The sequence below is a fragment of the Thermomicrobiales bacterium genome, assembly GCA_037045155.1.
In the GTDB taxonomy this organism is placed as follows: domain Bacteria; phylum Chloroflexota; class Chloroflexia; order Thermomicrobiales; family CFX8; genus JAMLIA01.
The window spans coordinates 74,378-99,067 of sequence record JBAOIG010000005.1 but is presented as its reverse complement, the minus strand read 5'-3'; the positions used below and the strand labels follow the sequence as shown (position 1 = coordinate 99,067).

Below are 24,690 nucleotides of genomic sequence, written 5' to 3'. Positions count from 1 at the left end.
AAGGACAGGACCAAGGATGAGCAGAAACGATTCGATCTACGACAAGATGGTGCTGCTTGACCGGCTGGAGGAGCTTCGCGAGGACATGAGCGAGCTTGACGTCCACAGCCTCTCTGACCTCGACCAGCGGATCGCGTCGCTCGAAGAGGATCTCGCCAGCGAATCGGACGATGAGTTCGACGATGGATCTCTTTGAGGCGAACCGGTTGGCCCAACTTCGCCAGCGAGGTCCGCTCGCGGCGCGGATGCGCCCGCGGACGCTGGATGAGTTCGTCGGCCAACAGGCAGTGCTGGGGCCGGGCAGTGTGCTTCGTCGGGCGATTGAGCGCGACCGGCTGTCGTCGATCATCCTTTGGGGGCCTCCCGGCGTCGGGAAGACAACACTGGCCCAGTTGATCGCCACTCAGACACGCGCGCACTTCATCGCGGTGTCGGCAGTGTCGTCCGGAGTTGCGGACTTGCGGGCGGCGGTGCGGGACGCAGCCAACAGGCTGGGGATGAACGGTCAGCGGACGCTGCTGTTCATTGACGAGATTCACCGGTTCAACAAGGCCCAGCAAGATGCGATCTTGCCCTATGTTGAGGATGGCACTGTCATCCTGGTCGGGGCGACGACCGAAAACCCCTCATTCGAGGTGAACGCGCCATTGCTCTCGCGATCGCGTGTCGTCGTGCTTACGTCACTGACCGACAGCGATATCCGCGAGATCGTGCGGCGAGCGCTCTCTGATCCGGTGCAGGGGCTTGGTGAGGAGGGATTGACGATCGCGGAGGATGCCCTCGACACCCTCGTGAACATGGCGAACGGGGACGCGCGCTTCGCATTGAACACGCTCGAGATGGCCAGTGTCGCGGTCGATCCACCCGCGATGGCGATCACCAGGCAGTTGGTGCTCGATGCCGCCCAGCGACGGGCTGCGATCTACGACCGCGCCGGAGAATCACATTTCGACACAATCTCGGCACTGCACAAGTCGATCCGCGACTCCGACGCTGACGCGTCGATCTACTGGCTGGCTCGGATGCTCGAGAGCGGTGAGGACGCGCTCTATCTGGCGCGGCGGCTCGTGCGAGTGGCGAGCGAAGACGTCGGACTTGCAGACCCACAGGCGCTCGTGCTGGCAATGGCGGCCCAGCAGGCGGTCCACTTCATCGGCATGCCGGAAGGAGCGCTCGCCCTGGCTGAAGTCACCGTCTACCTCGCGCTGGCGCCGAAGAGCAATTCACTGTATCGCGCGTACGGAGCTGCGCGAGAGGATGTCGCCGGGACGCGGAACGACCCGGTGCCACTCCACCTGCGTAACGCGGTGACCGGTCTGATGCGGGGTCTGGGCTACGGCAAGGGGTATGAGTACGCGCACGATCTCGCAGCCGGTGTTTCGGCACAGGGGCACTTGCCGGAGAATCTGGCAGGACGAGAATACTACCACCCGACAGATCGTGGCTTCGAGGCGCGGCTGGCGCAACGAAAGGCCAGCATCCTGTCGCTGGTCGAGGAACGACGGGAGCAGGAGCGATGAGCGCAGGCAGGCCGAGGGTTGGACGCGACAATGACGAGCTTCGACCGGTGCAGATACAGGCCAGTGTTGCGCGGCATGCTGAGGGCTCGGCATCGATCTCCTTCGGCGAAACGGTGATCTGGTGCACCGCGTCGATCGAGGATCGAGTGCCGGCTTTCCTGGAGGGCAAGCGCCAGGGGTGGGTGACCGCGGAATACGCGATGTTGCCCCGCTCGACGACAACGCGGATCTCGTGGGACCGGTCGTTGAATTCAGGACGTAGCCAGGAGATCTCGCGGCTGATCGGGCGGTCACTCCGCGCAGGGGTCGATCTGCGCCGACTGGGCGAACGAACAATCACGATCGATTGTGTCGTCCAGCAGGCAGACGGTGGGACTCGAACGGCGGCGATTACCGGTGGGTTCGTGGCACTGGCGCTGGCTTGTCGACGGCTGGTCGTGACGCGACAGCTTCAGGCGAGTCCGATCACGATGCCGATCGCGGCAGTGAGCGTCGGGATCGTCGGCGGGGACATCCGTGTGGATCTCGACTACGGCGAGGATGCTCGGGCGGCGGTCGACTGTAACGTCGTGATGAACGCTGCCGGCGAGCTGATCGAGATTCAGGGCTCAGCCGAGGGACGGCCGTTCACCCGTGCTCAAACCGATCAGATGCTCGACGTGGCCGGCGTCGCGATTCAGAAGCTGGTCGGGCTCCAGCGTTCGGCGCTCGACGTAGATGGTGGCTCGACGCAGTTGGCTTGAGCGTCGGCGCGAATCGGTGTGCCGATCAGATGCGGGTGCTGATGTTCTTGAGCGCAGTGATCAGTCGAGTAGTGTCGTCTGGCCGGCCGACGCTGATACGCAGATAGCCACTCAGCACGGGGTCGCGATAGGACCGAATCATTACCCCGCGGTCAGCAAGCCGCAGATGGATGTCGTGCGCGTCGCCCCGAGTGACGCGACACAGCAGGAAGTTGGCCTGGCTTGGGCACGGCGCTAGCAGGTCTTGCCGACGCAGTTGGCGGATCAATCGTCCTCGTTCGGCGCGGATACGTTCGATCGTTGTGTAGAGGTAGTCGACATCATCGAGCGACACCTCAGCGGCGATGAGCGCGGCGATATTGACGTTGTGCTGCAGCCGCACCTTCCAGATCTGCTCGCTGATGTGCTGCGGCAAGACGCCATAGCCGAACCTTAACCCGGCCAACCCGGCCCATGTCGAGAAGGTCCTCAGGACAATCAGATTGTCGAACTCGCCGGTCAACGGCATGATCGTCTTGCCGCAAAACTCGAAGTACGCTTCATCAACGACGACGAGCGCGCCGGTGTGGAGAAGCCGGACGATCTGCTGCGTCGTAGCGAGATTGCCGGTCGGGTTATTCGGATTCGCGATCACGATCAGGCTGGTCCGGTCGGACACTGCGGCCAGTATCGCATCGATATCGAGGTCGAACGATTCTGTCCGCGGAACCTGGACGATATGCCCGCCGAAAAGCTCGACTCGAGCGCAATACAGGCCATACGTCGGCTCTGGCACGATTACCTCGCCGCCGACCTCCAGCGTCGTCAGCAGGATCATGTCGAGCAGCTCATCCGACCCGTTGCTGAGGATGATATTGTCGGCGGAGACACCTGCGTAGGTCGCGACTCGTTCGCGAGTGCGGCGGGCCTGCGCGTCGGGGTAGACGTTGTAGCGATCGAATTCCGCCAGCGCCTCCTGCACGCGTAATGAGCAGCCGTACGGGTTCTCGTTCGCATCAAGCTTGACGATGTGATCGAGCGGCATCCCGAGCCGTTTGGCGAGGTCCTGAGGTGATTCGATCGGTTCGTAGGGGCTGAGGCTCCTGATCCCTGGGCGGATGTGAGAGCGCTGGGCGGGTGGCACGGTCATAGCGGTGAAGACATCCCCTCTCTGCTGGACTGCGCCGAAGCGTACCCCCGATCGGCGGCCATGGGCAACATGGCGACGGCAGTTTCCTATACTTGGCGATCAGACGAATCGCGCGTCAGGTGATCGGGATCAGTGCTTGGCTCAATTTCGCCGTATCATCGCGTTTCTTGTCGTGGTCATGTTGTTTGCTCCGACCGCTACGGTCGGGCAGCCTGTCGCTGCTGTCTCGCCTGCCGAGTCGGTTCGGCCAGCGCTGGTCGCCGACGCCGGGCTTACGGCGGCCGGCGCGATTGCAGTCGACCTGACGACGGGGATCGAGCTTTACGCCCACAACGCGGATGTCAGCCTCCCCCCGGCCAGCACGGCGAAGATCGTGACGGCAGCCGTCGTCAGCGCGATTCTGCCGACGGATACCCAGGTGTCGATCCAGAGCAGCGATCTGCTCGATCCGACAGTCTATTCGACCGCCGGCCTGATGGAGGGGGATATCGTGTCCGTTCATGACCTCCTCTTCGGGCTTCTGCTTCCCTCGGGAGGGGACGCCGCGCTGGCACTGGCTCGGGCAGGAGGATTGAAGCTCGATCCAGCATCAGCAGATCCGGTCGGCAGGTTTGTCTCGGAGATGAACGCATTCGCGCAGTCGCACGGCATGACGCACTCCCACTTCTCAAATCCGGTCGGAATGGATGACCCCGTCAACAACTACGCATCGGCCCGGGATCTCGTCAGAGCGACCGAGGCGGTGTTGGGTGATCGGTTGCTGTCACGGATCGTCGCGTCGGAATCGGCGACACTCGTCGCGGGCGGGCCGAATGCGCGTTCGTGGGAGGTTCACAGCTCCAATCAGCTCATCGGGCGTGACGACGTGTTCGGTGTCAAGACGGGCACCGAGGAGGTGGCCGGCCAATGTCTGGTCGCGGGCTTTTGGCGGGGCGACAACCGGATCATCACTGTCGTTCTCGGCAGTAGCGACCGCTATGCTGACACCCTGCAACTGATGAGCACCATCGACGCGAACTACCATTGGGCTGCCATCGGGCAAGGCACGAGCTCGGCAGGCGCCAGCGCAGCACTGGCCTCCGAGGGATTGCGGTTCATGATCCGGCGGACTGTGTTGATGACCGCCAGCCAGTTCGACGGATTGACCTGGGAGCTGGAGCGCGACACAGATCCAGCAACGCCCTGGCTGGGGATCGTCGAATTCACAACCAATGGTCGGGTTGTTGCGCGGCTCCCCGTATACTCGGTGGGTGGCGCCGCAACGGTGTCCCAGATAGGACGGGCGGCCTGATCGTCGCCGGGAGGATTGGTAATTGATGGAACGGCTGCAGCGCGTTCTGGCCGCAGCGGGCGTCGCGTCGCGCCGTCGGGCCGAAGAGATGATTGTTGCCGGGCGCGTGCGAGTCGACGGCAAGGTGGTTACCGAGCTCGGGACTCAGGTCGACCCATCGGCCCAGAAGATCGAGGTGGACGGGATGATTATCCCGAGTCCACGCCTGCGCTACATTCTGCTCAACAAGCCCAAGGGTTACATCACCACGACGGACGATGAACGCGGGCGACATACGGTGATGGATCTCGTCCAGGTTGGGGAGCGAGTCGTGCCTGTCGGGCGGTTGGACCGGCAGACCGAGGGTCTGTTGTTGCTAACGAACGACGGGCTCGTGGCGCATCGCGTCATGCATCCGAGCTTCGAGATCGACAAGGAATACGAGGCGCAGCTGGATGGACATCCGCCACCGGCAGTGCTCGATCGCTTGCGACGAGGAATACTTGTCGATGGTGAGCGCGCGCAACCGGAGTCGGTCCGCCCGATCAAGAACGTCGAGGATGGGACCGTTGTCCGGATCGTCCTTCACGAAGGGCGCAACCGGATTGTCCGACGCATGTTCGAGGAGGTCGGCTATCCAGTTCTCCAGCTCGTGCGCACCCGGATCGGTCCACTTCAGCTCGGCGACATTCCGCGCGGCTATTGGCGTGATCTTCGCGAGGGTGAACTGATCCAGCTTCGCGAGGCGCTTCGTATCACCGATGAGGACATGGACGCTCAGCGGCACGATCCGCGGCGGAAGCGGCCCGAGTCGCGAGGCGAACCACCGCCCTCGGGTCGACCTTCGGTCGATGGTGCTCCGCGTCCATACCGCCAGCCGACGGGCGGACCCGGACGAAGTGGTTCGGGACCGACCAGCCGGCCGGACGGAGACGACCGCGGGCCACGACGCGACGATGCGCGTCCAGTTGGCCCACCACCGCAGCGGTGGGAAGATGGTCGGCCGCGCGGCCCGCGTCCTCCGCAGCGGGACGACGATCGCCCGCGAGGCCCACGACCCGACCGGCGGGATGGCCCGCCGCGACCGGGCGGGCCGCGACGCGACGATGCGCGTCCCGGCGGCCCACCACCGCAGCGGTGGGAAGACGGCCGGCCGCGCGGCCCGCGTCCTCCGCAGCGGGACGACGATCGCCCGCGCGGTCCGCGACCCGACCGGCGAGATGGTCCGCCGCGACAAGGTGGGCCACGACGCGACGATGCGCGCCCGGGCAGCCCGCAACAGCAGCGGTGGGAAGATGGCCGGCCGCGCGGCCCGCGTCCTCCGCAGCGGGACGACGATCGCCCGCGCGGTCCGCGACCCGACCGGCGGGACGCTCCGCCGCGACCGGGCGGGCCACGACGCGACGATGCGCGTCCCGGCGGTCCGCAACAGCAGCGGCGGGAGGACGGCCGGCCGCGTGGCCCGCGTCCTCCGCAGCGGGACGACGATCGCCCGCGAGGCCCACGACCCGACCGGCGAGATGGTCCGCCGCGACAAGGTGGGCCACGACGCGACGATGCGCGCCCGGGCAGTCCGCAACAGCAGCGGTGGGAGGATGGCCGGCCGCGCGGCCCGCGTCCTCCGCAGCGGAGCGACGATCGCCCGCGGGGTCCACGACCCGACCGGCGGGATGGCCCGCAGCGACAGGGTGGGCCGCGACGCGACGATGCCCGCCCAGGCGGCCCACCACCGCAGCGGTGGGAAGACGGCCGGCCGCGCGGCCCGCGTCCTCCGCAGCGGGACGACGATCGCCCGCGGGGTCCACGACCCGACCGGCGGGATGGCCCGCAGCGACAGGGTGGGCCGCGACGCGACGATGCCCGCCCAGGCGGCCCACCACCGCAGCGGTGGGAAGACGGCCGGCCGCGCGGCCCGCGTCCTCCGCAGCGGGACGACGATCGCCCGCGCGGTCCACGACCCGACCGGCGAGATGGTCCGCCGCGACAGGGTGGGCCGCGACGCGACGATGCCCGCCCGGGCGGTCCGCAACAGCAGCGGCGCGACGAAACCGGTCGACAACGACCAGAGCGCGATCGAAGGGGGATCGGTGGGCCACGACGGCGAACACGAAAGCCACCAGTTCACGGTCGCAATCGACGGCCCGGCGGCAGTGGGGAAGAGCACGGTCGGTGAGCAAGTTGCCGCGCGGCTCGGCGCGGTCTACTTCGACACTGGCATTCTTTACCGGGCGCTGACACTCGAAGCGATCCAGCGCGGGATCGACCCGGCCGACGAGCCAGCTCTCGCGCGTCTGGCTGCCGATCTGAACGTCAGCATCCAGCGACCATCTCTCGATGATGGGCGACAGAGCGACATTCTTCTGAACGGGCAGGATGTCACCTGGGAGTTGCGTTCGGGCGAAGTGGACCGAGCTGTGTCGTTGGTGTCGGCGCTGCCCGCAGTGCGTCAGGCGCTTCTTGAGCCACAGCGACGGATCGGGCGTTCGGGGCGTGTGGTGATGGTGGGGCGTGACATCGGAACCGTTGTGTTGCCCGGCGCCGAGGTGAAGATCTTCCTTGTCGCGTCTGTGGAAGAACGCGCGCGACGCCGCTTCGAGCAGTTCCGTGGGACATCCAAGGGACAGGATCTGGATCAGATCCTGGCAGATCTGTGCCATCGGGATGCTATCGACTCGGCGCGGGATGTTGCGCCGTTGCGGCCGGCCGACGACTCGATCGTGATCGACACTGACCCACTCACTACCGAGGAGGTGATCGCCCGTATCGTTGACGTGGCCACTGTGCGGCTTGAGACCGGGAAGCGTCCATGATCGATCCGCTGTTCGATAACAACCTGTCACCGATACGGAGATTCAAGCACGGGCTGTTTCTTCTGGCTCGCGCGATCCTGCTTCCGATTTTGCGGGTCCTGATCCGATTCCAGATCAGCGGGACAGAGAACGTTCCGCGCAGCGGTGGCGCAATCGTGATCTGCAATCATCTCGGCTGGTTCGATCCCATCCTGCTCGATGCCGCATGCCCGCGTCCGATTCTCTTCATGGCGAAGGAGCAGGTCATGGCGTTTCCGGTCTTGCGCTGGTTTGCGCGCCAGGCGGGAGCGTTTCCGGTGAAGCGTGGCACCGCCGACAGGAAGTCGCTCCAACGCGCGCAGCGGCTGGTGACCGAAGGCATGCTCGTGGGGGTCTATCCGGAAGGGACCCGCTCGGCGACCGGGGCGCTGGTGGCCGGCCGCGCCGGCGCTGGCCTGGTGGTTGTGCGCTCGGGGGCCATGGTCGTCCCGTGCATCATGATCGGCAACGAGGATCTCCCGCTAAGTGGGGACCGCCACACGCGAACGCGCACCTGGCGCTGGCCCCGAGTGACGACGCATTTCGGCGAACCGTTCTCATTGTCTGTCGAGAGGCCCGAGGGGGGACGGTATCGTTTCGACGAGCTCACCGACGCAATGATGATCGAGCTGGCACGGATGCTTCCCGCGGAGTATCAGGGCGTCTACGCTGACAGGGCCGCACAGTCGCACCCGGCAGTCCACCGGGGGCTGACGGCCGTCCGGGATACAAGCGTACCCATTACGTCATCGTGAAATGCCGGGGGGCTGCATGACGACGGAGCGCCGTATTCGGCGCCCCGTCGTCATACTGGCATGATGTTTCTACTTCTTGAGCAGCGACTTGCCGGCGAGCAGCAGGCCGGCTGCCGCGGCAACCGCCCCGCCCGCGGCGATCGCGGTCGAGATTGGCTCTGGGCCCGGTAGAACGACCTTGCCATCGTCGTAGGACTGGAACATCTGGCCCCACTTGGTGTCGAGCGCGTCCTTGACGCGCTTTCGGCCGACGACCGGATACCAGTACACGTTATGGTAGAAGTTCGAGGCGAAGTAGCTCCACGGCACGATTGGTGACTGCAGCAGCGCCTTCTCGTAGCGCTTGAGCGGCCCGTGATAGATCAGCTTCTGACCTTTCGAGGCAAAAGTGTCTTCCTGGATGAAGCCCCAGTCCTCGGCCGAGATGTCGTAACCGACGATCTCGATGTCCTTCGGGTCGCCAACCCCGAGGCCGCGCTCGTGGGCGTAGCGGATGAACTCGAGATCCAGCGGGTTGAATCCCTGGATCTTCGCCGAGATCGCGTCGATCGCCACCTGGTCAGCGCTGGCCAGAATGATGTCCTTCTCGTGGACTCGCATTGCGCGCGGGCCCGGACCGTCGCCAGCGAAGGTGCCATCCATCACCGCAAATAGCCCGGGGTGAATCTCGCGCTGGATCGTCAACAGGTCAACCAGCGTCTCGTCGATGACGGAGTGGGTCCAGTGACGTCGATCGGAGAGCAGCCCGCCGAAGGCATTCTTCATTGCGCCAGTGATCGTCGTGAAGACATGGGTCTTCACGGTTGGGGAGCTGGATCATGTTCTTTCCCATGAACATCTTGGGGATGCGGATGCCCTCGGGATAGATGTCGGGCAGGACCATCATCTCGCCCTTGGGTTTGTAGACGACCCACTCGACCTCTGGTTCGTAGAGGTGGACGTTCTCGACGTCGTACTTGTCAACAACGTACTTGTGCTTGTTGTTCTTTTCTCCGACGTAGGCGTCGACGACGACGGTCTTGTTGTGGGCGCCGATCAGACGCTGGTAGCCGTCGGCCCGAAGTTGGCGGATGGCTCCTTCGAGCTGCCAGGGGGCTGTCGAGCAGGCTGGATACCATGTCTGCCAGGAAATGTTGATCTTCAGTAGAGTGTCGAGGGTCTTGTCGAGCGCCTCCTCATAGCCGGCCATCTTCATTACCTGACCGATGTCGTCGAGGATCGTCTCGGGCTGGGTCTTGAGGACGGCGACCTTCCCCTTGCCCGGGAAGTCGTAGGCAGTCATATCGCTTGTCGCTTTCTCTTGCATGCGGAGACCGGAGGCTATAGCCCGATCCACCCACTCATGGTACAGAACCATACGCCGCATGCACAGGCGGGATGTAGCATTAAGGCAACGGAATGGTTGTCAAAGGCAGGGCGAGAGTGGTGAGTCAGAATCCATTGGCCGGTATTCGTCGGAAATCAGCGACGCCGCGAAGGGAGTTTCCGGACGGTGACTATACCCGCGAGGTCCTCCTGCCGGAGGCGTCGCGGGCCGAGGCGCTCGTCGGCGCGGCAGTGATCGACATCTATCGAGCGCACGTCGTTCATCTGGCGGAACAGCGCGTGATCGAGCCAGCCGTCGCGGGGCGGTCGCTAGCTCGGCTGGCGGAGCCCCTTCCAGCGGGGAGTGAGTCGTTTGATCTGCCGCTGAGCAGCCTTGAGGGGCGGATCGAGACGGCGACTTCCGCGGAGGTGACGTTGGGACAGAGTGCCGAGGAGCGGCTCGTCGCGGCCACACGGATGGCGGTGCGCCAGGAGATCCTCGATCTGACGGCAGCGATGCTTCGATCTTCGCACAGCAATTGGCGACCTCGCCGGCCAGCATCTGACGACACTGGTGCTCGCTACCGAGCATGGCCAGGTGGTCCAGCCGACGTCGCTAGGGCATTACCTGGTGGGCCAGATCGGGCCACTGGCCCGGGCGACGACGCGACTCTCCGAGGTGTATGCGCGGGTAAACCGCTCGCCACTGGGAGCAGTCTCGGGAATGTCCACCGCGATGCCCGTTCGCCGCCAACGCACGGCGGACTGGTTGGGTTTCGACGGGGTCATCGACAACACATTCGACGCTATTGCCGCCACCGATGATCTCACCGAGGCGCCGGCAATCGTGGCGGGAGTGGCGGTTGAGCTCAGCCGACTCGTCAGCGACCTGAACTACTGGGCGCGGGACGATGTCGGGTTGATCGTGCCGGGTGACGAATACATCCATCACGTCCGCATTCAGCCTCAGCGGCGCGATCCACTCGTGCTGGAACATCTCCGCGTGTCGTTCGCAACGCAGGCCGCGATGCCGCAATTACTGACATCACAGCTGCTAGGCCGGCAGATGCTGGGGACGATGACCTCGCGATTGGCCGCAACAACTACCGTCGTCGATTTGCTTCGCGATGCCGCGGCTACGTATCGGCTGCTGGCGCGGGTTCTTTCGACGCTCGCGATCCACAGGGCGATGGTCGCGCACCGTTCGCACCGTGGCTTTTCGACCAGCTCGGAGTTAGCCGATCTCCTCGCGATCGACTTCCGGTTCCCGGCCAATCAGGCGCGGTCGCTGGCCGAGCGTGTCGTGCTGGAGTGGACGGAATCCGGCGGCGAAGCCTCGACGTTGACGAGTGAGTTCATTGACGAGGTCGCCTTGCGAGAAGTCGGGCGCGAGGTCGGCATCGAGCCGGAGATGCTGGCCAAGTGCCTGTCACCGAAGCGGTTTATCGAACGGCGAGATGCGCCGGGCGGGCCAGCTCCCGCGGCGGTGACTGCGCAACTCGACCGGGCGACATTCAGTGTCAACCACGATCGAGGCTGGTGGCGCGAGCGAGTCGAGATGCTCGCCGCAGCCAGGGGACGACTCGACGCGCGTTGTCGGGACCTCGTGGCGGATCCTGCCGGCGCCTTGAGCCGCGAAGTGCGTGAATAGCTGACTGATAGAATGAGTGAAAGCGTCGCGGTCTCCGCGCGTTGGCAACTGAAGTTGACAGGAGAATCACATAGCTGAACGTGGACCATTCCCGACGAGAACTCCGATCGAACGAGCGTTGCTCGTCAGCGTCGATTACCACAAAGACGATTGGGCCGCGCAATCCTCCCTGGAAGAGCTCGCGCGATTGTCCGAGACGGCCGGCCTCGATGTCGTCGGGACGGTGACGCAGAAGCTATCGCACCCACATCCGCATTCCTACGTTGGCAAGGGCAAGCTCGAAGAGATCGCGGAAGCGATCGGCGAGCTGCACGCTGATGTTGTGATCTTCGACGATGAGCTGTCGCCGAGTCAGCTGCGCACGGTCGAGGAGCGGCTTCAGGTCAAGATCATCGACCGGACCGCGCTCATCCTCGATATCTTTGCCAAGCGAGCGCAGACCCACGAAGGTCGGCTTCAGGTTGAGCTGGCTCAGCTTGAGTACCGGCTGCCTCGGTTGACACGGATGTGGACGCACCTTGAGCGTCAGGCGGTGGGCGGCGTCGGTCTTCGCGGCCCGGGCGAGACTCAGCTTGAGACGGACCGGCGGCTGGCCCGTAGTCGGATCGCGCTGATCAAGGCCGAACTGTCCGACGTGCATCGTCACCGCGAGCTCTACCGAAGCAATCGGAGACGGAATAACATCCCGGTGATCGCGATCGTCGGGTACACCAATGCAGGGAAATCGACGCTACTGAACCAGATGACGAACGCGGGCGTGCTGTCCGAGGATCAGCTCTTTGCCACGCTCGACCCGACGACGAGACGGATCACATTGCCGAACGGCCGGCCGGTGCTGCTGACCGACACCGTTGGATTCATCAATCATCTGCCGACGACGCTGATTGCGGCATTTCGGGCGACGCTGGAGGAGATCTCCGAGGCGGCTGTGCTCCTGCACGTTGTGGATATCGCCCATCCGGACGCTCCAGAACAGGCCGAAACGGTTCGCGAGATCCTCGCTGAGCTGGACGTGCTCGGGAAGCCCGTGGTGACGGCGCTGAACAAGATCGATCTGATCGAATCCACGATCGACCCTGGCGCATTGGCTGAGTCGCTCGGGCTTCCCGGTGATTTCGTTCCGATCTCCGCCGAACGTGGGATTGGGATCGATCTATTGCTGGAACGGATCGGCGAGGCGATTGGCGAGTCACAGGGGCTGGAGCAGGTGCGCGTGTCCATTCCGTTTGAGCGAGCGGAACTGGTGAATCTGTTCCACCGCGCGGGGCGTGTCGATGAGTCGACGTTCGACGAGTCCGGCACGCACTTGACCGGAATGCTTCCGCGTCGATTGCTGCCCCGCTACGAGCCGTTTCTCCATCCGTCCGATAGTCGGGCCAGACAGGGCACACGGACACCAACCGCGAGCGAGATCTGATCCGTGGCCGCCGCCAGATGACCGTGCTGACTATAATCCGGGCCGGCGGGTCGGGGCGCGTCGCCACGAAAGTGACCTAGCGAAGGAGCATGTGCGTGGAGCGCGAGGCGGGCGTGTCGATCAGCTATCGCGATGCCGGGGTCGACATCGAGGCCGGAGACGCTGTTGTTGCCGGCCTGCGCGGGATCGGTGATGGGCGGCCGCATCCGAATGTGATCGGCGGGCTGGGGCACTTTGGCGGCTTCTACCGCCTCGGCGCGCAATACCCAGGCGCAACGCTGGTGTCGAGCATCGACGGAGTCGGAACGAAGTTGCTGGTTGCTTCTATCGCCGGCCAACTTGACGATATCGGCGCCGACCTGGTCAACCATTGTGTTAACGATATTGCTGCCTGCGGCGCGGAACCGCTCTTCTTCCTTGATTACTACGGGACGGGCAAGCTCGACCCGGATGATGCGTTGACCGTCATCGGCGGAATCGCCAGAGCGTGCGCCGGCCTCGGCGTTGCCCTGGTTGGCGGCGAGACCGCGGAGATGCCGGGGTTGTACCGGGACGGCGACTTCGATCTTGTCGGCGCGATTGTCGGGCTCGTCGATGAGGCGAAGATCGTCGATGGGAGCGCGGTTGCGATCGGGGACGTGCTGCTCGGGTTCCCGAGCGATGGCCTGCATACCAATGGCTACTCGCTCGTCCGCGCGGCGCTCGGCATTGCTCACGATGAGATATCGAGAGAGCGGCTTGCCGGGCCGGCGCCGTTTGATATGACATCGACCCTTGCCGAGGCATTGCTGCGCCCACACCGATCGTATCTCGCTGAGACGCGCGCGCTGGTTCAGTCTGGCCTGGCCAGAGGCATGGCGCATATCACTGGCGGGGGCCTCCCCGGCAACGTTGCCCGCGTGATGCCTGATGGGCTGGCGGCCGAGATTGACGCCACGGCGTGGACCCCTCCGCCGCTGTTCGACTACATCGCTGAGATGGGGCACATTGCTGTCGACGAGTGCTTCCGCGCATTCAACATGGGGATCGGCTACGTTGTTGCAGTACGGCCGGAGGATGTCGCCGAGGCAGTGCGGCTCGTGCCGGATGCGGTCGAGATTGGACGTGTGCGACACGGTGTCCCGGGTTGCCGGATATTGCACAGCGGCCTTCAGCGGAGTCCGGGCGAATGAGCAGCTCTGACCGCGATTCATCCGTCTCGGCGCTCCTGGCGCAGATTCGAGTCGATCAACCCGACGAGGATCATGCTCAGCGCTGCGCAGCGTACGCGAGCACGTTGTTCGACGGCCTCGCCGGACCGATGGGTCTTGACCCGAGCGATCGCGACATCGCGATTGTCGCGGCGTATCTTCACGATGTCGGGTACACGCGGGGCGGACGCGACCATCACCGCAAGTCGTTCGACGTGATCCGTGAGTTGTCGCTGCCGCTCGGCCGGCCGGATGACAGAATCCTGGCCGCGCTCGCCGCTCGCTATCACGGCGTTACCGCGCCGAGCATCGAGCACGCAGGGTTTCAGGATCTCGATTTCGACGACCAACGTCGGGTTCGCCGGCTGGTCGGCATCGTCAGGCTGGCTGCCGCACTCGACGCAAGCCACCTTGGCCTGGTCGAATCGGTGACAGTGGACCAGACTGGTGGCGCGCTGACGATTGTTGCCCATGCAAGCGAGGAGCCGGCGATCGAGCGCGACCGGTTGCGGACGGCGGCGGCATCGTTGCGAACGCTCGCCGGGCTGGATCTGCGAACCGATGTTGTCGTTGCGCAGTGAGTCCGGGGGTTGTCTGAAAGGGAGTTGAAGCGGATGTCAAGAGCGCTGATCAGTGTCTGGGATAAGGCCGGGGTGGTCGATCTCGCGCGACGATTGGCTGCGCTTGGGTTCGAGATCCTGTCAACAGGCGGGACGGCGCGGACAATCGCCGATGCCGGGCTTGCTGTCCGGGAGGTATCGGAGGTCACTGGCTTCCCGGAGATTCTCGAGGGGCGGGTCAAGACGCTGCATCCGGCGATCCACGGCGGGTTGCTGGCGCGGCGGGATGACCCAGCGCACATGATGACGCTTGCTGACCATGGCATCACACCAATCGACGTACTCGTCTCGAATCTCTACCCGTTCTCCGAAGTCGTTGCAGACGCCGAGGTGAGCGACGAGGTGGCGATCGAACATATCGATATCGGCGGGCCGGCGATGGTTCGGGCGGCAGCGAAGAACCATGCCGGCGTCATCGTTCTGGTAGATCCGACCGATTACGACGCGGTGCTCGCCGAGATCGAGTCCGTTGGCACAGCCTCCGTCAGCGCCGAGACGCGACGGCGGCTGGCGGCCAAGGCGTTCGGCCATGTTGCAGCGTACGACAGTCTCGTCGCGCAGTACCTGCGTGTCGACGACCATGAATTTCCGCATCGGCTCGCGATCGGCGGAGAGCTACTGCACAACGTGCGCTATGGTGAGAATCCCCACCAGCGGGCGGCAGTTTATAAACTGCTGGCGCCCGGACCGGTGGTTGGCGTCGGGTCGTGGCATGTCCACGACGATCGAGAGATGTCGTACAACAATTACCTTGACGCAACGGCGGCCTGGGGCTGTGCCCAGGACTTTGCCGGCCAGACCGTTGTGATTGTCAAACACACACTCCCATGTGGCGTCGGCGCAAGCGATGACCAGGTAGAGGCGTATCATAGAGCGCTCGCCGGGGATCCTGTGTCAGCGTTCGGCGGTATCTGCGCCGTCAACCGGGTGGTCACCTCCGCGATGGTGGGCGCGATCGGCAAGCACCGCTTCGATATCGTCATCGCGCCAGGCTACGAGGACGCCGCGCTGGCGAGCCTCCTGAAGCGGAAGAATCTGCGGGTTATCACCGTCCGCAACGTCGCGCCGGTTGGTGGCCTCGAGTACCGCTCAATCCCAGGCGGGCTCCTGGCGCAGGAGCCGGACAGCGTCGATCTGGATACTAGCGCATGGCATTGCGTAACGACACGTCGGCCGAGCGCCGAGGAGCTGGAGACGCTTGCGTTCGCCTGGCGCGCTGTAAAGTGGGTCAAGTCGAACGCGATCGTGATGGCGCAGCCGGGGATGATAGCCGGAGTCGGGGCCGGGCAGCCGAATCGGGTCGAGAGCGTCCGGATTGCCGCGAAGGTGGCCGGCGAGCGAGCTTCCGGATGTGTGCTTGCCAGCGATGCGTTCTTCCCATTTCCCGATGGCGTCGAGGCCGCGGCCGATGCGGGCGTCGTCGCTATCGTTCAGCCGGGTGGATCGGTTCGCGACGCGGAGACCACCGCCGTTGCCGAGGCGCGCGGAATGACCATGATGTTGGCCGGACGACGGCATTTCCGGCACTGACGCGCCGATCAGATGTCCGGCGCGACGGCTTGCGCGATGGTGACGAAGCGGTCGTAGTCGCGCTTCATGAGTCGGGCGAGTCGGCGGGTTGCCTCAGCCAGCCAGGCATGGTCGTCTGCTAGCGTCGTGTCGACCCAGCGGAGATGACTGGCAACCAGCATCTCGGGCAGCAGATCGCCGGACGCCGACAACAGCATCGGCAGGTAACGAGGGTTCGCGCAGAACGCAGCCACCTCATGCCGTTGGCATGGATGGACGCTGTAGTGCAGCGGCGCTGGCTGGGCCGGCAACATGTGCTGGTAGTTGACGCCGGCCGCGTAGCCAACAACGGTGACGGAGAAGACCGTTCGCAGGACGTGCTCAAGCTCCGGGTGGTGCTGGTAGACCTCTTCGTCCTGGATGTTCGTGCCGCCGCGTCGGACGGCACGCCGGCTCGCGTCGAGGCCTCCGGTCTCGCCGAAGGCGACGACGCCGTAATACGCAGGCTGTGGCGAACGCCCGCCGACGCGGACGAGCGCGCCGAGATCTGGCAGCAGATGAAGCTGGTCACTTTCGGCGGTGAAGCCAGTAGTTGCCGTCTCGATGATCTCGCCGAGCCGCTCGTTGCAGGGTGACGCACTTCGATCAGACAAAACGGCCACGCTTGCTCCCGCTCTTCCCGCTCCACGTCATGACAATTCCCAGGCCGGCGAGCTGACGCTCGATCAACTCCTCCACCAGTCGCCGATCCGACGTGCTGATCACTGCCATCTCGTGAGCCTCCTGCAGTGCCACCGGGTATCCCCGCCCTTTTTGCGCCTGATCGTAGATGACGGCGTGGACGCGATCCAGAAGTTCTGGACTGTCGCCAACCCAGCGCGGAATCTCTACGCGAGCGATTTCGGTTCCGACGTTCAGAAAGAAGAACTGGATGCGGAGGTCGTCGTCGTACTTAGTGAGGATCTTCGACGCTGAATCGAAGAGGGCCGAACGCTCACCATCACGAAGGCACGCCACGCGGTCGAACAGGTAGCGGTCGGTTACCGAAGGAAGGATGTCGCACACGGGCGTATGACTCTCGCTGAGGATCCGCGTGCGGCAGTCAACACAATCGACCGGCCAGCCGCGTTGTGGATAATCGCACAGCGACACTCGGAGCGCGTTCATGACGTCTGCGGAGCCCGGCGCCGACACGTAGCTTGCGAGTGGCACCCCCCGGTCGCGAAACAGCCGCAGCGCTGCGACGAATTCGGCGACCGCCCAGTCGCGAACCGCATCGTGCAACGAGTCGGTTGCCCAGAGGATGAGCGTGCCGTCCTGGAGCGCGACGACAGTGCCGGTCGGGTCGAGCAAGTCAACTGCCGCGTGCAGCTCGGCGCACGCGCGCTTGACACCGAGGATGCTCTCGTTGACCGGGATGCGTTGGACTTCGTCGGGCACAAACAGGTCGCGCTCCTCAAATCGGAGATCTGGCTCGTTTGTCAGCTCCGCGGCGGGCGATGAGCCATACTCCAGGCGCACCTTGCCGATGTTCAACAGGTAGAAGCGGACTGGGCTGTGCCGATCCGGGGCGATCAGCGAGCCGTCGGTTGCGGCGACGCTATAGTCGAAGGGAATAGCCGGAAGCGGGTGGGTTGCCTGGAGCTGGCCCGTTCGTCCTCGCGACGAGAAAGCCCGGTTTCCCGTGTGCCAGTCGCGCTGTAATCTCGGCGCTATCCGCTTCTGCCCATGCGCGGTCGAGCGCGTCGAAGCGGTCGCGGTCCCGCTCCGGGTCGAGAGATCCGACAAGTAGCGAGATTCGTTCGGCGATTGTGGCGAGATCGAGTGTCACGACACAGCGCCGCCGGCGCCAGCGGGAGAGTCGATACGCACGAGCCAGTCATGCGGGGCACGGAGCTCGGCGAGTGTCGGTAGCATCGCGGGTCCTTCCCAGAGGCGCTCAACCGTGGCTCGGCCGGCGATGAGGGCGATCTCGTCGATGAACCGTTCGCCGAGCCGATATTGCTCCAGCTTCGTATCGAGGCCGGTCAGCCTGACGAAGCTGCTCGGCAGGAGAGCGTTGTATCTGTCGCAGCTCGAATCGCCGCGCGATCAGCGCGTAGTCGGGCATCAACTTTCGGCCGACAGCGTTCATCACGTAGTTCGAATAACCTTCGATTACCGCCATCGTCGCCTGCATCCGGGCGAAAAGACGGCGCTGATCCGGCGTCATCACCATCTCGATCCAGGAACCAGTCGCCTTGTCGTCGCTGTTGTGGGAGCGCTGCCAGATGGCTCGCATCCCGGCAACTCCGCGCTTCAGATATTCGACATCCTGTGTCAGAAAATCGAAATACTCGTCGATCATGTCATTCATATGTTCGCGGACCCACGGGTGGCCCTCGAACTCGAAGGCATGCGTCGTCTCGTGGAGCGCCAGCCAGAGCCGGAATTGCTGCGGAGGCACGTGGAGGCTTGTCTCCAGATTGCGAATGTTTGGCTGGACAAAGTAGAGCTTGCCGCTCTCTGTCAGGGGCTCGCGGCCCAGCAGGGCAAGGTCGTACTGACCGAGAACCCGGCGGGCGAGATAGCCAAGCAGTAGTCCGAGCTCGGAGCTGACAACGGTCTGGTTCAACCCGTTCCAGACAGCGTTCGCCGGCCGGGAAGAATCTGACCCTCCGAGCAGATTCAGGCGCTCGATCGGCTCGAACATGTGCTGGAACGACCGAAGGTTCGCCTCGATCCAGTCGACCCGGTCGAATGTGTAGATCTTGTCAAGTGGGAATGGGAGGCTGGCGCCGGTAAAGTCGGCGACAAGGGGGATCGTCTGCTGGACGAGGTCGTGATACTCGCTGTCCAGGCGGCGTCGCTCATGCTCGGTCAGCAGCGACTCGCGATTCATCGAGATGGCGACAGAGCGAGCGCGATCCCAGTTGATCGAGCCAGGCGCGCCGGTGGCCTGGGGGATGTGATCCTGGGCGCGGCGGCCGGCCCAGACACCGACGACCGCGCCGGTCAGCAGCCCGGCAACGAGAATTCGCGGATCGATCTTCGATCTGCTCGGCATAGAGTGTCCTCTCGGCCGCCCTAGCCGGTGCCGACGAGCGTCGTGTTCCGGGCGGGCGCGTAGTTGCTACGGAAGATCATGTCGTCGATAACCTGGCCGTCCTTCGTGACGACCCGATGGATAGCCGCGTTGAATCCGTCCTCGGCGTGCTCGACGTATACGCTTGTGCCGCGGGGAAGCTCGGCTGATTCCTCGTAGTGCATCTCCTGGGTTGCCGGGACGATGTCGGTGATCACCGGCTGCTCGGCGGATACCTGCCAGCCGGTCTGAGTGCCCCAGAGCTCGAAGCGTAGCATTGAGCCGTCATAGGACGACTTGACGGCCAGCCAGTTGTCACTGGCGTTGCGGAACTTGAAGTCGAGTGCGTAGTCCGGGTCGACGGTAGCGTCCAGCCCCTTCATCCCGCTCGGGGGTTGGCCATACCGCGGGATCCAGTACAGGTGCCACGAGCGCTCCTGGACTGGCATCCCTGCCCAGAAGACGGACTGGAACACCGTCGTCGCGACCTGGCAGATGCCGCCGCCCACCGATGGGACGGTGGAGATACTGCCGTTCGTGATCAAGATGCCGTAACCGGTCTGGTATCCGCTGTCGTACGTGACAGGGCCGACTGCGTCGTTGAACGAAAACGTTCCACCGGGTGGCACCAGCGCGCCGTTTACCCGGCTGGCAGCAAGCTCGACGTTGTGGAACCGAGCGGGCGCCGATGAGCCGTACTCGGTCGCCGACGATGTGAGGAGATCCCGAATCTGGACGCTTCCGGCCATCGCCGCCGTCATCTGTGGCGCGACGTCCTTCGTTACGACGGCAACCTGCAGCGAACCGGCACGGACGCCTGAGAGAATTGCCGCCACGGTTGCATCGGAATCAAGCTCGCGGCCATTCTTCTCCGGCGCTCGCACCTCGACCTGCCCATTGATCCAGCGCAGATCGGCGTTCTTGCCCGCAACCCGGACTTTCTCCGCGACAGGAGATAGAAACTTCCCGATGAGATTGCTGTCGAGCGAGACAGCAACGGACGGCGTGCGTCCGGCGTTTGCGTCGAACTGTATAGCGGCTGCGAGCTGCTCGGACTTCAGGTCGAGTGTTCCGCCGTCCCAGGTCAGGGTTACCGGCTTGGCTACGAGCGCCTCCGCCTTGGTCTTCGCGGCGATCACTTCGTCGTCGGTGATGTTGGCGGCAACGGGCAGGGTGACGAGCTGCGTCTCGGTCTTGCCGGCCTGAAGCGTGGCGATAGCCGCGTCGGTCGACGCAACGATATCGAGTCGCTGCCCAGCAACGGCAGGAGTGACCGTGAACGAACCGGAGTCGTTCCGGAGCGTCGCGTCGATCCCCGGCGCGAACACCGCAGACTCGAGCGTCGCAATCGAGCGACCAAGCAGCGCGCGATCGATGGCGACATGAACACCGGCGCCGTCGTCGGACACCGAGAGCATCTGGAAGAGATCTGCGGCGGGGATCTGCCACGTCGTGTCATGCAGAACCAGCGCGAGCGGGTGTCCCGCCAGGGCAGATGCATCCGCAAGGGCCGACGTCAGTCGATCGCCGGCAACTTGCTGAGGGATCGTGGTTGTCACAACGTCGATCGGGCGGCCTGAGAGGGTTGTGAGGCGCTCTCCGACGAGCTGGTAGGTCGCCTCGACATCGATCTCCAGGCCAGATGCCCCAGGATCGATGGCGATCGAGCCGTCGCTCCGCTGGACGAACGAAGCGTCACGGGGCGGACTAGCAGCGACACGCGCGTTCTGGTCGAACGTCGCGGTGAAACGGGCAGGATCGAGGCGAACGACAGGCGCGACCTGGTGACCGCCAAAGATGGCATCAATCCAGTTGCGTGATTCCTGCCAGAGGGACTGGTGACGCCCGAACGCGAATGCTCGGGACGCTGTTGCATCGGCGTCGAACGTCGCGCCCAACTCAGCGGGGGTGGCAGTAAAGCTATGGCCGTCCGCCTGAAAGGACAGCGGTCGCGCCGCGTAGTCGTCGAACCGGGCAGCGAGAAGCGCTGCCGCTTCGGACTGGCTCTTGCCGCTCAGGTCGAGGCCGGCAGCGCCGACCCCGTTGAAGATCGAGTTCCCATGCTGAAGACGGCCATAGGCCAGCAGGGATCCCCCGGCGACGATCGCTATCACGCAGATCGTGGCGGCGAGGATCAACACCGCCGAGGCGATGTGTCGCGGGATCCTGGGTTCGGCCGGGGTTCGGGCGATTTCGTTGGTTGGTCGTGCAAGTGCTGACATCTGGGTGCGCGTACGCCTTCCTGCGTCGATTCGGCGTAAAGGTCATTCGCTAAAATTCTACTCGTCACACATGGTTACGAAGAGATAGCGTACGTACAGTCTACGCGATCCCACTAGCGCTTGTCATGAGTTGACTGATTGGCAAGGTTGCCTGTCAACTGCCGTAACTCGCGAAGCCGTCGCGGAGAAACCGGCGGCTGGAGCCATTGGTCGATCGCCTCCCAACTGACTCGCGCCTGTCCTTGAATGACGCATCGCTCTCTCAGCCTCGGCGCCAACAGCGGCAGCGCTGCTAACCTGCCCCATAGCGCCGGGTCGAGCGTCGCCAAGCCGTAAGTCGAAGCAAGCGCATCGGTCGTCAGGATCGCCGCACGGTCCCGCCGCCAGATCTCGACAGGTAAACAGCGAACCAGAGTCCAGATACGGTTTCGCGCAATGAGTCGGCGCTTTAGCGCGGACCCTTCGCCGGCCGACGCGGAATAGTCGTGTCGTGCCTTGGCGGCAGGAACCCACACCGATTCGTGGCCGGCGAACCGCATCCGCCACGCCAGATCGACATCCTCCAGATAGAGGAAGAACGGCTCACAGAAGCCGCCGACCTCTCGAAACACCCGCAAACGGTAGGCCGCCGCGCCGCCGGACGGCCCGAACACAGGCTGCGATTCGACGGCCGGCAGACTACCCAGCGCTTCCCCGACACGCGCGTCGAGCGCAACGCCGTTTCGGTGCACGACGATACCTGCCGAGGCGATGATCTTCGGATTGGATGAAAATGTCAGTGTGCCGGCCACCGAGCCGACCTTCGGCTGGTTCGCGAACGGGGCCGTAAGCCGCTCGATGAAATCGGCGCTCGGCAGCGTGTCCGGGTTCAGCGCAACGACAATCCCATCGTCCGCATCAATCCGGCTGACACCGATGTTGAATCCACGAGCGAACCCGCTGTTTCGCCGTAACGGTACGACCTGGACTGCCGGATGCTGTCGTGCGATCTGTGCGAGTGAATCGTCCGCAGAGGCGTTGTCGACAACGATGATGTCGGGCCGGCTGGTCTGTTGGACCAACGCCGAGAGACAACGGAGCAAAGTCTCGCCACCGTTGTAATTGACGATCACGACGGTGACGCGCGTCATATCGTTCGTGCCGGAACGGAGATCCAATTCATGACGCGAAGTGTAACGGAGGGCTGCATCATCGGGCGCGCCGTTGACCGCGGACGACGCGAGTGGTAGAAGGCACCCGAGGCACGCGCCGGAGTGGCCGGCGTGATGCATGGACTGAATCGAACGTAGAGGAGAGACCTGTGGGGACGATCGTTGCAACGGACAAGGCGCCAGGCGCCATCGGGCCATACTCTCAGGCCGTCAAGACCGGGAACTACGTGTTCACCGCTGGCCAGATCCCGCTGGATCCTGCGACGGGGAAGCTCGTCGACGGTGAGATCGAAGCGCAGACCGAACGGGTGATGGAGAACCTGAAGGCGGTCCTCGCGGCGGCCGGCTCGTCTCTGGACCGTGTCGTCAAGACGACCTGCTTCCTGGCGAACCTCGACGACTTCGCCGCGTTCAACGGGATTTACGCTCATCATTTCGGGGACGCGAAGCCGGCTCGGTCGACCGTCCAGGTAGCCCGGCTCCCGGCCGGCGCTCTCGTCGAGGTTGAGTGCGTTGCGGAGTGCGACTAGCAGATCTTGAGGAATGAAACGGTATGACGAAGCCAACGCCGGGCATGTGGATCGACGAGGTCTCCGCTGATCGGCTCATGCATGACACCGCGGCGATAGCCCAGTGGGTTCGTCTGTCGGGGAGCGATGACGAACGCAAGGCATTCGACTACGTATCCGAGACGCTCCAGACGGCTGGGTTGCGGACCACGTTCTACGAGCCGACCTGCCTGGTGAGCTTACCAGTCAGCGGATCGCTCGTCGTTGATGACCAGCTACTGAGCCCGTGCATAACGCACGCTTTCGGGACGAGCACCGGCGAAAACGGCGTTGTCGGTGAGATCGTCTATGCCGGCCGCGGCGAGGATGGTGATCTTGCTGCCGCGGGCGCTCGCGGGAAGATCGTCCTGACCGACGGATTGGCGACTCCGGGCAAGGCGGACGCAGCGACCCGAGCCGGTGTGCTGGCAGTCGTGAATATCTCCGGCGACCACGTCCACGAGATGATCGTGTCGCCGATATGGGGATCGCCGACGCCCGACCGGTTTGACCGTGTTCCGACGGTGCCGATGCTCTCGATCGACACGGAGGCCGGGGAGCGACTCAAGAAGCGGCTCCAGACCGGGAAGGGACGAGCGCGGGTCTGGACCGAGGTAGATACTGGTTGGAGGCCGATCCCGGTCCTTATTGCCGATCTCGATGTTGATGGCCGCGACTATGTGATGTTCAGTGGCCATGTCGATTCGTGGCACTACGGCGCGATGGATAACGCGAGCGCGAACGCGACGATGATTGAGACGGCTCGAATTCTCGCGGCACACCGGGGAGAGCTCACCCGGGGCGCGCGATTCGCGTTCTGGTCCGGCCATTCACACGCACGGTACGCCGGCTCGACCTGGTTCGCTGACCGATTCTGGTTCGATCTTCGGGAGCGCTGCGTCGCCCACGTCAACGTCGACTCAACCGGCGGGATTGGCGCGACCGACCTGACCGGCTCGAACACGATGGCCGAAAGCTACCCGTTGGCGCGCGAGATCATCGGGCGACAGGTGGATCAGTCGCTGGAGTACAAGCGATTCGGGCGAGCTGGCGACCAATCGTTCTGGGGAGTCGGTCTCTCGTCCTTCTACATGTCAATGTCCCAGCAGGGGGAAGTCAACGAGATGACGGCCGACCAGGCATTCCTTCTGGGAGGCACGACGGCACGAGGCGGCGGGCTCGGTTGGTGGTGGCACACAACCGACGATACGCTGGACAAGATCGACGCGGACTACCTTGTCCGGGACACTCGTGTCTACGTCGAGACGGTCGGCCGGCTGGTTACCGACGCCGTTCTGCCGCTGTCCGCCGGCGCAGCCATCGACGAGATGGCGCGGTCGCTGCAGGAGATCGTGCCGCTCTGGGCATCGCTACCGCGGGGCAGCGATGCTGACGATCCTGGCTTCGATGCGCTGATCGCTGACCTCACTGAGGCGCGAAAGGCCGCGGACGCAGTCGCGACACTCGCGGCCGGCGAGATCACGTCCGACCAGGCTGCGCGGATCAGCGCCGCGATTCTTGCAGCGACGAAAGCGCTGGTTCCGGCGAATTACACGTTGAGTGGTGAGTTCGGCCACGATCTCGCGCTCGGCGCGGAATCACTTCCGGCGTTGCGTCCACATCGTCCGCTGGTCGAGATGAGCGATGATGAGCTCTGGGGCTCGTCGCACGCTCTACGTCGCTCGATTAATCGTATCCGTCATGCTGTTCGCGCCGCCACGAGCGCGCTGAGTGGCGTAACGAGCTGAGACCAGGCTGAAATCGATAG

The 24,690-nt window shown here is 64.3% G+C and carries 20 protein-coding genes and 2 pseudogenes; 14 read left to right on the top strand and 8 right to left on the bottom strand.

Translation table 11 applies throughout. The annotated features are described in order from the left end of the window. Positions 1-16 precede the first annotated feature (16 nt). Genes V9F06_10645 through rph form a run of 3 tightly spaced genes read left to right on the top strand, consistent with a single transcriptional unit; the run spans position 17 to position 2,263 of the window. A complete protein-coding gene (locus V9F06_10645) occupies positions 17-196 on the top strand; it encodes a hypothetical protein (GenBank protein MEI2618060.1) in 180 nt (59 codons plus the stop codon). Then, entirely contained in the window at positions 171-1,520 is a 1,350-nt protein-coding gene (locus V9F06_10640; GenBank protein MEI2618059.1) for a replication-associated recombination protein A, read from the top strand. Before V9F06_10645 ends, V9F06_10640 begins: the two co-directional genes overlap by 26 nt. Next, positions 1,517-2,263 (top strand): ribonuclease PH, encoded by a 747-nt coding sequence (rph, locus tag V9F06_10635; protein MEI2618058.1) that lies wholly within the window; start codon positions 1,517-1,519, stop codon positions 2,261-2,263. Before V9F06_10640 ends, rph begins: the two co-directional genes overlap by 4 nt. Before the next feature lie 25 nt (positions 2,264-2,288). Here the strand turns inward: rph and hisC are convergent, their stop codons facing one another. Continuing rightward, a complete protein-coding gene (gene hisC / locus V9F06_10630; protein MEI2618057.1) occupies positions 2,289-3,392 on the bottom strand; it encodes a histidinol-phosphate transaminase in 1,104 nt (367 codons plus the stop codon). 136 nt (positions 3,393-3,528) lie between these two features. Here hisC and V9F06_10625 point away from each other — a divergent pair, with 136 nt between their 5' ends. From V9F06_10625 to V9F06_10610, 4 genes and pseudogenes are all read left to right on the top strand, one after another. Then, positions 3,529-4,683: a D-alanyl-D-alanine carboxypeptidase gene (locus V9F06_10625; GenBank protein ID MEI2618056.1), complete on the top strand. Its 1,155-nt coding sequence runs from the start codon at positions 3,529-3,531 to the stop codon at positions 4,681-4,683. A gap of 25 nt (positions 4,684-4,708) precedes the next feature. Continuing rightward, positions 4,709-5,320 (top strand): annotated as a pseudogene (locus tag V9F06_10620) (pseudouridine synthase). 103 nt (positions 5,321-5,423) lie between these two features. Continuing rightward, the gene (gene cmk / locus V9F06_10615) at positions 5,424-7,472 is read left to right on the top strand and encodes a (d)CMP kinase (protein MEI2618055.1); all 2,049 of its coding nucleotides are present in this window, start codon (positions 5,424-5,426) and stop codon (positions 7,470-7,472) included. Further along, positions 7,469-8,245, top strand: coding sequence for a lysophospholipid acyltransferase family protein (locus V9F06_10610; protein MEI2618054.1), 777 nt, complete (start codon positions 7,469-7,471; stop codon positions 8,243-8,245). The genes cmk and V9F06_10610 overlap by 4 nt, the downstream gene beginning before the upstream one ends. 69 nt (positions 8,246-8,314) lie before the next feature. Here V9F06_10610 and V9F06_10605 read toward each other — a convergent pair whose 3' ends face one another. Both V9F06_10605 and V9F06_10600 read right to left on the bottom strand, forming a co-directional pair. Continuing rightward, complete coding sequence (locus V9F06_10605; protein ID MEI2618053.1) at positions 8,315-9,010, bottom strand: DUF362 domain-containing protein; 696 nt, start codon at positions 9,008-9,010, stop codon at positions 8,315-8,317. Further along, the gene (locus tag V9F06_10600) at positions 8,934-9,602 is read right to left on the bottom strand and encodes a hypothetical protein (GenBank protein ID MEI2618052.1); all 669 of its coding nucleotides are present in this window, start codon (positions 9,600-9,602) and stop codon (positions 8,934-8,936) included. Before V9F06_10600 ends, V9F06_10605 begins: the two co-directional genes overlap by 77 nt. Positions 9,603-10,085: 483 nt before the next feature. On the opposite strand from V9F06_10600, the pseudogene V9F06_10595 reads away from it, so the two are divergent. The 5 genes and pseudogenes from V9F06_10595 (at position 10,086) to purH (ending at position 15,958) form a co-directional block, all read left to right on the top strand. Next, a pseudogene (locus V9F06_10595) lies at positions 10,086-11,201 on the top strand (lyase family protein). A gap of 118 nt (positions 11,202-11,319) precedes the next feature. Continuing rightward, a complete protein-coding gene (hflX, locus tag V9F06_10590; protein ID MEI2618051.1) occupies positions 11,320-12,618 on the top strand; it encodes a GTPase HflX in 1,299 nt (432 codons plus the stop codon). 95 nt (positions 12,619-12,713) lie between these two features. Beyond that, a complete protein-coding gene (purM, locus tag V9F06_10585) occupies positions 12,714-13,790 on the top strand; it encodes a phosphoribosylformylglycinamidine cyclo-ligase (protein MEI2618050.1) in 1,077 nt (358 codons plus the stop codon). Continuing rightward, positions 13,787-14,389 (top strand): HD domain-containing protein, encoded by a 603-nt coding sequence (locus V9F06_10580; GenBank protein ID MEI2618049.1) that lies wholly within the window; start codon positions 13,787-13,789, stop codon positions 14,387-14,389. The genes purM and V9F06_10580 overlap by 4 nt, the downstream gene beginning before the upstream one ends. 33 nt (positions 14,390-14,422) lie before the next feature. Then, a complete protein-coding gene (purH, locus tag V9F06_10575) occupies positions 14,423-15,958 on the top strand; it encodes a bifunctional phosphoribosylaminoimidazolecarboxamide formyltransferase/IMP cyclohydrolase (protein MEI2618048.1) in 1,536 nt (511 codons plus the stop codon). A gap of 8 nt (positions 15,959-15,966) precedes the next feature. Here purH and V9F06_10570 read toward each other — a convergent pair whose 3' ends face one another. The 5 genes from V9F06_10570 to V9F06_10550 all read right to left on the bottom strand — a co-directional run bounded on the left by V9F06_10570 (position 15,967) and on the right by V9F06_10550 (position 22,353). Beyond that, the gene (locus V9F06_10570) at positions 15,967-16,590 is read right to left on the bottom strand and encodes a hypothetical protein (protein ID MEI2618047.1); all 624 of its coding nucleotides are present in this window, start codon (positions 16,588-16,590) and stop codon (positions 15,967-15,969) included. After that, complete coding sequence (locus V9F06_10565; GenBank protein ID MEI2618046.1) at positions 16,583-17,725, bottom strand: DNA double-strand break repair nuclease NurA; 1,143 nt, start codon at positions 17,723-17,725, stop codon at positions 16,583-16,585. The genes V9F06_10570 and V9F06_10565 overlap by 8 nt, the downstream gene beginning before the upstream one ends. A gap of 151 nt (positions 17,726-17,876) precedes the next feature. Beyond that, positions 17,877-18,983, bottom strand: a complete 1,107-nt coding sequence (locus V9F06_10560) for a zinc-dependent metalloprotease (GenBank protein MEI2618045.1) — start codon at positions 18,981-18,983, stop codon at positions 17,877-17,879. Between the two features lie 20 nt (positions 18,984-19,003). Beyond that, positions 19,004-21,223 (bottom strand): peptidoglycan binding domain-containing protein, encoded by a 2,220-nt coding sequence (locus V9F06_10555; GenBank protein ID MEI2618044.1) that lies wholly within the window; start codon positions 21,221-21,223, stop codon positions 19,004-19,006. Between the two features lie 113 nt (positions 21,224-21,336). After that, entirely contained in the window at positions 21,337-22,353 is a 1,017-nt protein-coding gene (locus V9F06_10550; GenBank protein ID MEI2618043.1) for a glycosyltransferase family 2 protein, read from the bottom strand. A gap of 170 nt (positions 22,354-22,523) precedes the next feature. Between V9F06_10550 and V9F06_10545 the strand changes: the two genes are divergently transcribed. Both V9F06_10545 and V9F06_10540 read left to right on the top strand, forming a co-directional pair. Beyond that, positions 22,524-22,904, top strand: coding sequence for a RidA family protein (locus tag V9F06_10545; protein MEI2618042.1), 381 nt, complete (start codon positions 22,524-22,526; stop codon positions 22,902-22,904). Between the two features lie 23 nt (positions 22,905-22,927). Next, positions 22,928-24,670 (top strand): M28 family peptidase, encoded by a 1,743-nt coding sequence (locus V9F06_10540; protein MEI2618041.1) that lies wholly within the window; start codon positions 22,928-22,930, stop codon positions 24,668-24,670. The last annotated feature ends 20 nt before the right edge of the window (positions 24,671-24,690 follow it).

Excerpts from the sequence above, each read along its gene's own strand:
- V9F06_10645 (MEI2618060.1), top strand. The coding sequence starts at position 17 with ATGAGCAGAAACGATTCGATCTACGACAAGATGGTGCTGCTTGACCGG.
- V9F06_10640 (MEI2618059.1), top strand. The coding sequence starts at position 171 with ATGAGTTCGACGATGGATCTCTTTGAGGCGAACCGGTTGGCCCAACTT.
- rph (MEI2618058.1), top strand. The coding sequence starts at position 1,517 with ATGAGCGCAGGCAGGCCGAGGGTTGGACGCGACAATGACGAGCTTCGA.
- hisC (MEI2618057.1), bottom strand. The coding sequence starts at position 3,392 with ATGACCGTGCCACCCGCCCAGCGCTCTCACATCCGCCCAGGGATCAGG.
- cmk (MEI2618055.1), top strand. The coding sequence starts at position 5,424 with ATGAGGACATGGACGCTCAGCGGCACGATCCGCGGCGGAAGCGGCCCG.
- V9F06_10610 (MEI2618054.1), top strand. The coding sequence starts at position 7,469 with ATGATCGATCCGCTGTTCGATAACAACCTGTCACCGATACGGAGATTC.
- V9F06_10605 (MEI2618053.1), bottom strand. The coding sequence starts at position 9,010 with ATGAAGAATGCCTTCGGCGGGCTGCTCTCCGATCGACGTCACTGGACC.
- V9F06_10600 (MEI2618052.1), bottom strand. The coding sequence starts at position 9,602 with ATGGTTCTGTACCATGAGTGGGTGGATCGGGCTATAGCCTCCGGTCTC.
- V9F06_10580 (MEI2618049.1), top strand. The coding sequence starts at position 13,787 with ATGAGCAGCTCTGACCGCGATTCATCCGTCTCGGCGCTCCTGGCGCAG.
- purH (MEI2618048.1), top strand. The coding sequence starts at position 14,423 with ATGTCAAGAGCGCTGATCAGTGTCTGGGATAAGGCCGGGGTGGTCGAT.
- V9F06_10560 (MEI2618045.1), bottom strand. The coding sequence starts at position 18,983 with ATGCCGAGCAGATCGAAGATCGATCCGCGAATTCTCGTTGCCGGGCTG.
- V9F06_10555 (MEI2618044.1), bottom strand. The coding sequence starts at position 21,223 with ATGTCAGCACTTGCACGACCAACCAACGAAATCGCCCGAACCCCGGCC.
- V9F06_10550 (MEI2618043.1), bottom strand. The coding sequence starts at position 22,353 with ATGACGCGCGTCACCGTCGTGATCGTCAATTACAACGGTGGCGAGACT.
- V9F06_10540 (MEI2618041.1), top strand. The coding sequence starts at position 22,928 with ATGACGAAGCCAACGCCGGGCATGTGGATCGACGAGGTCTCCGCTGAT.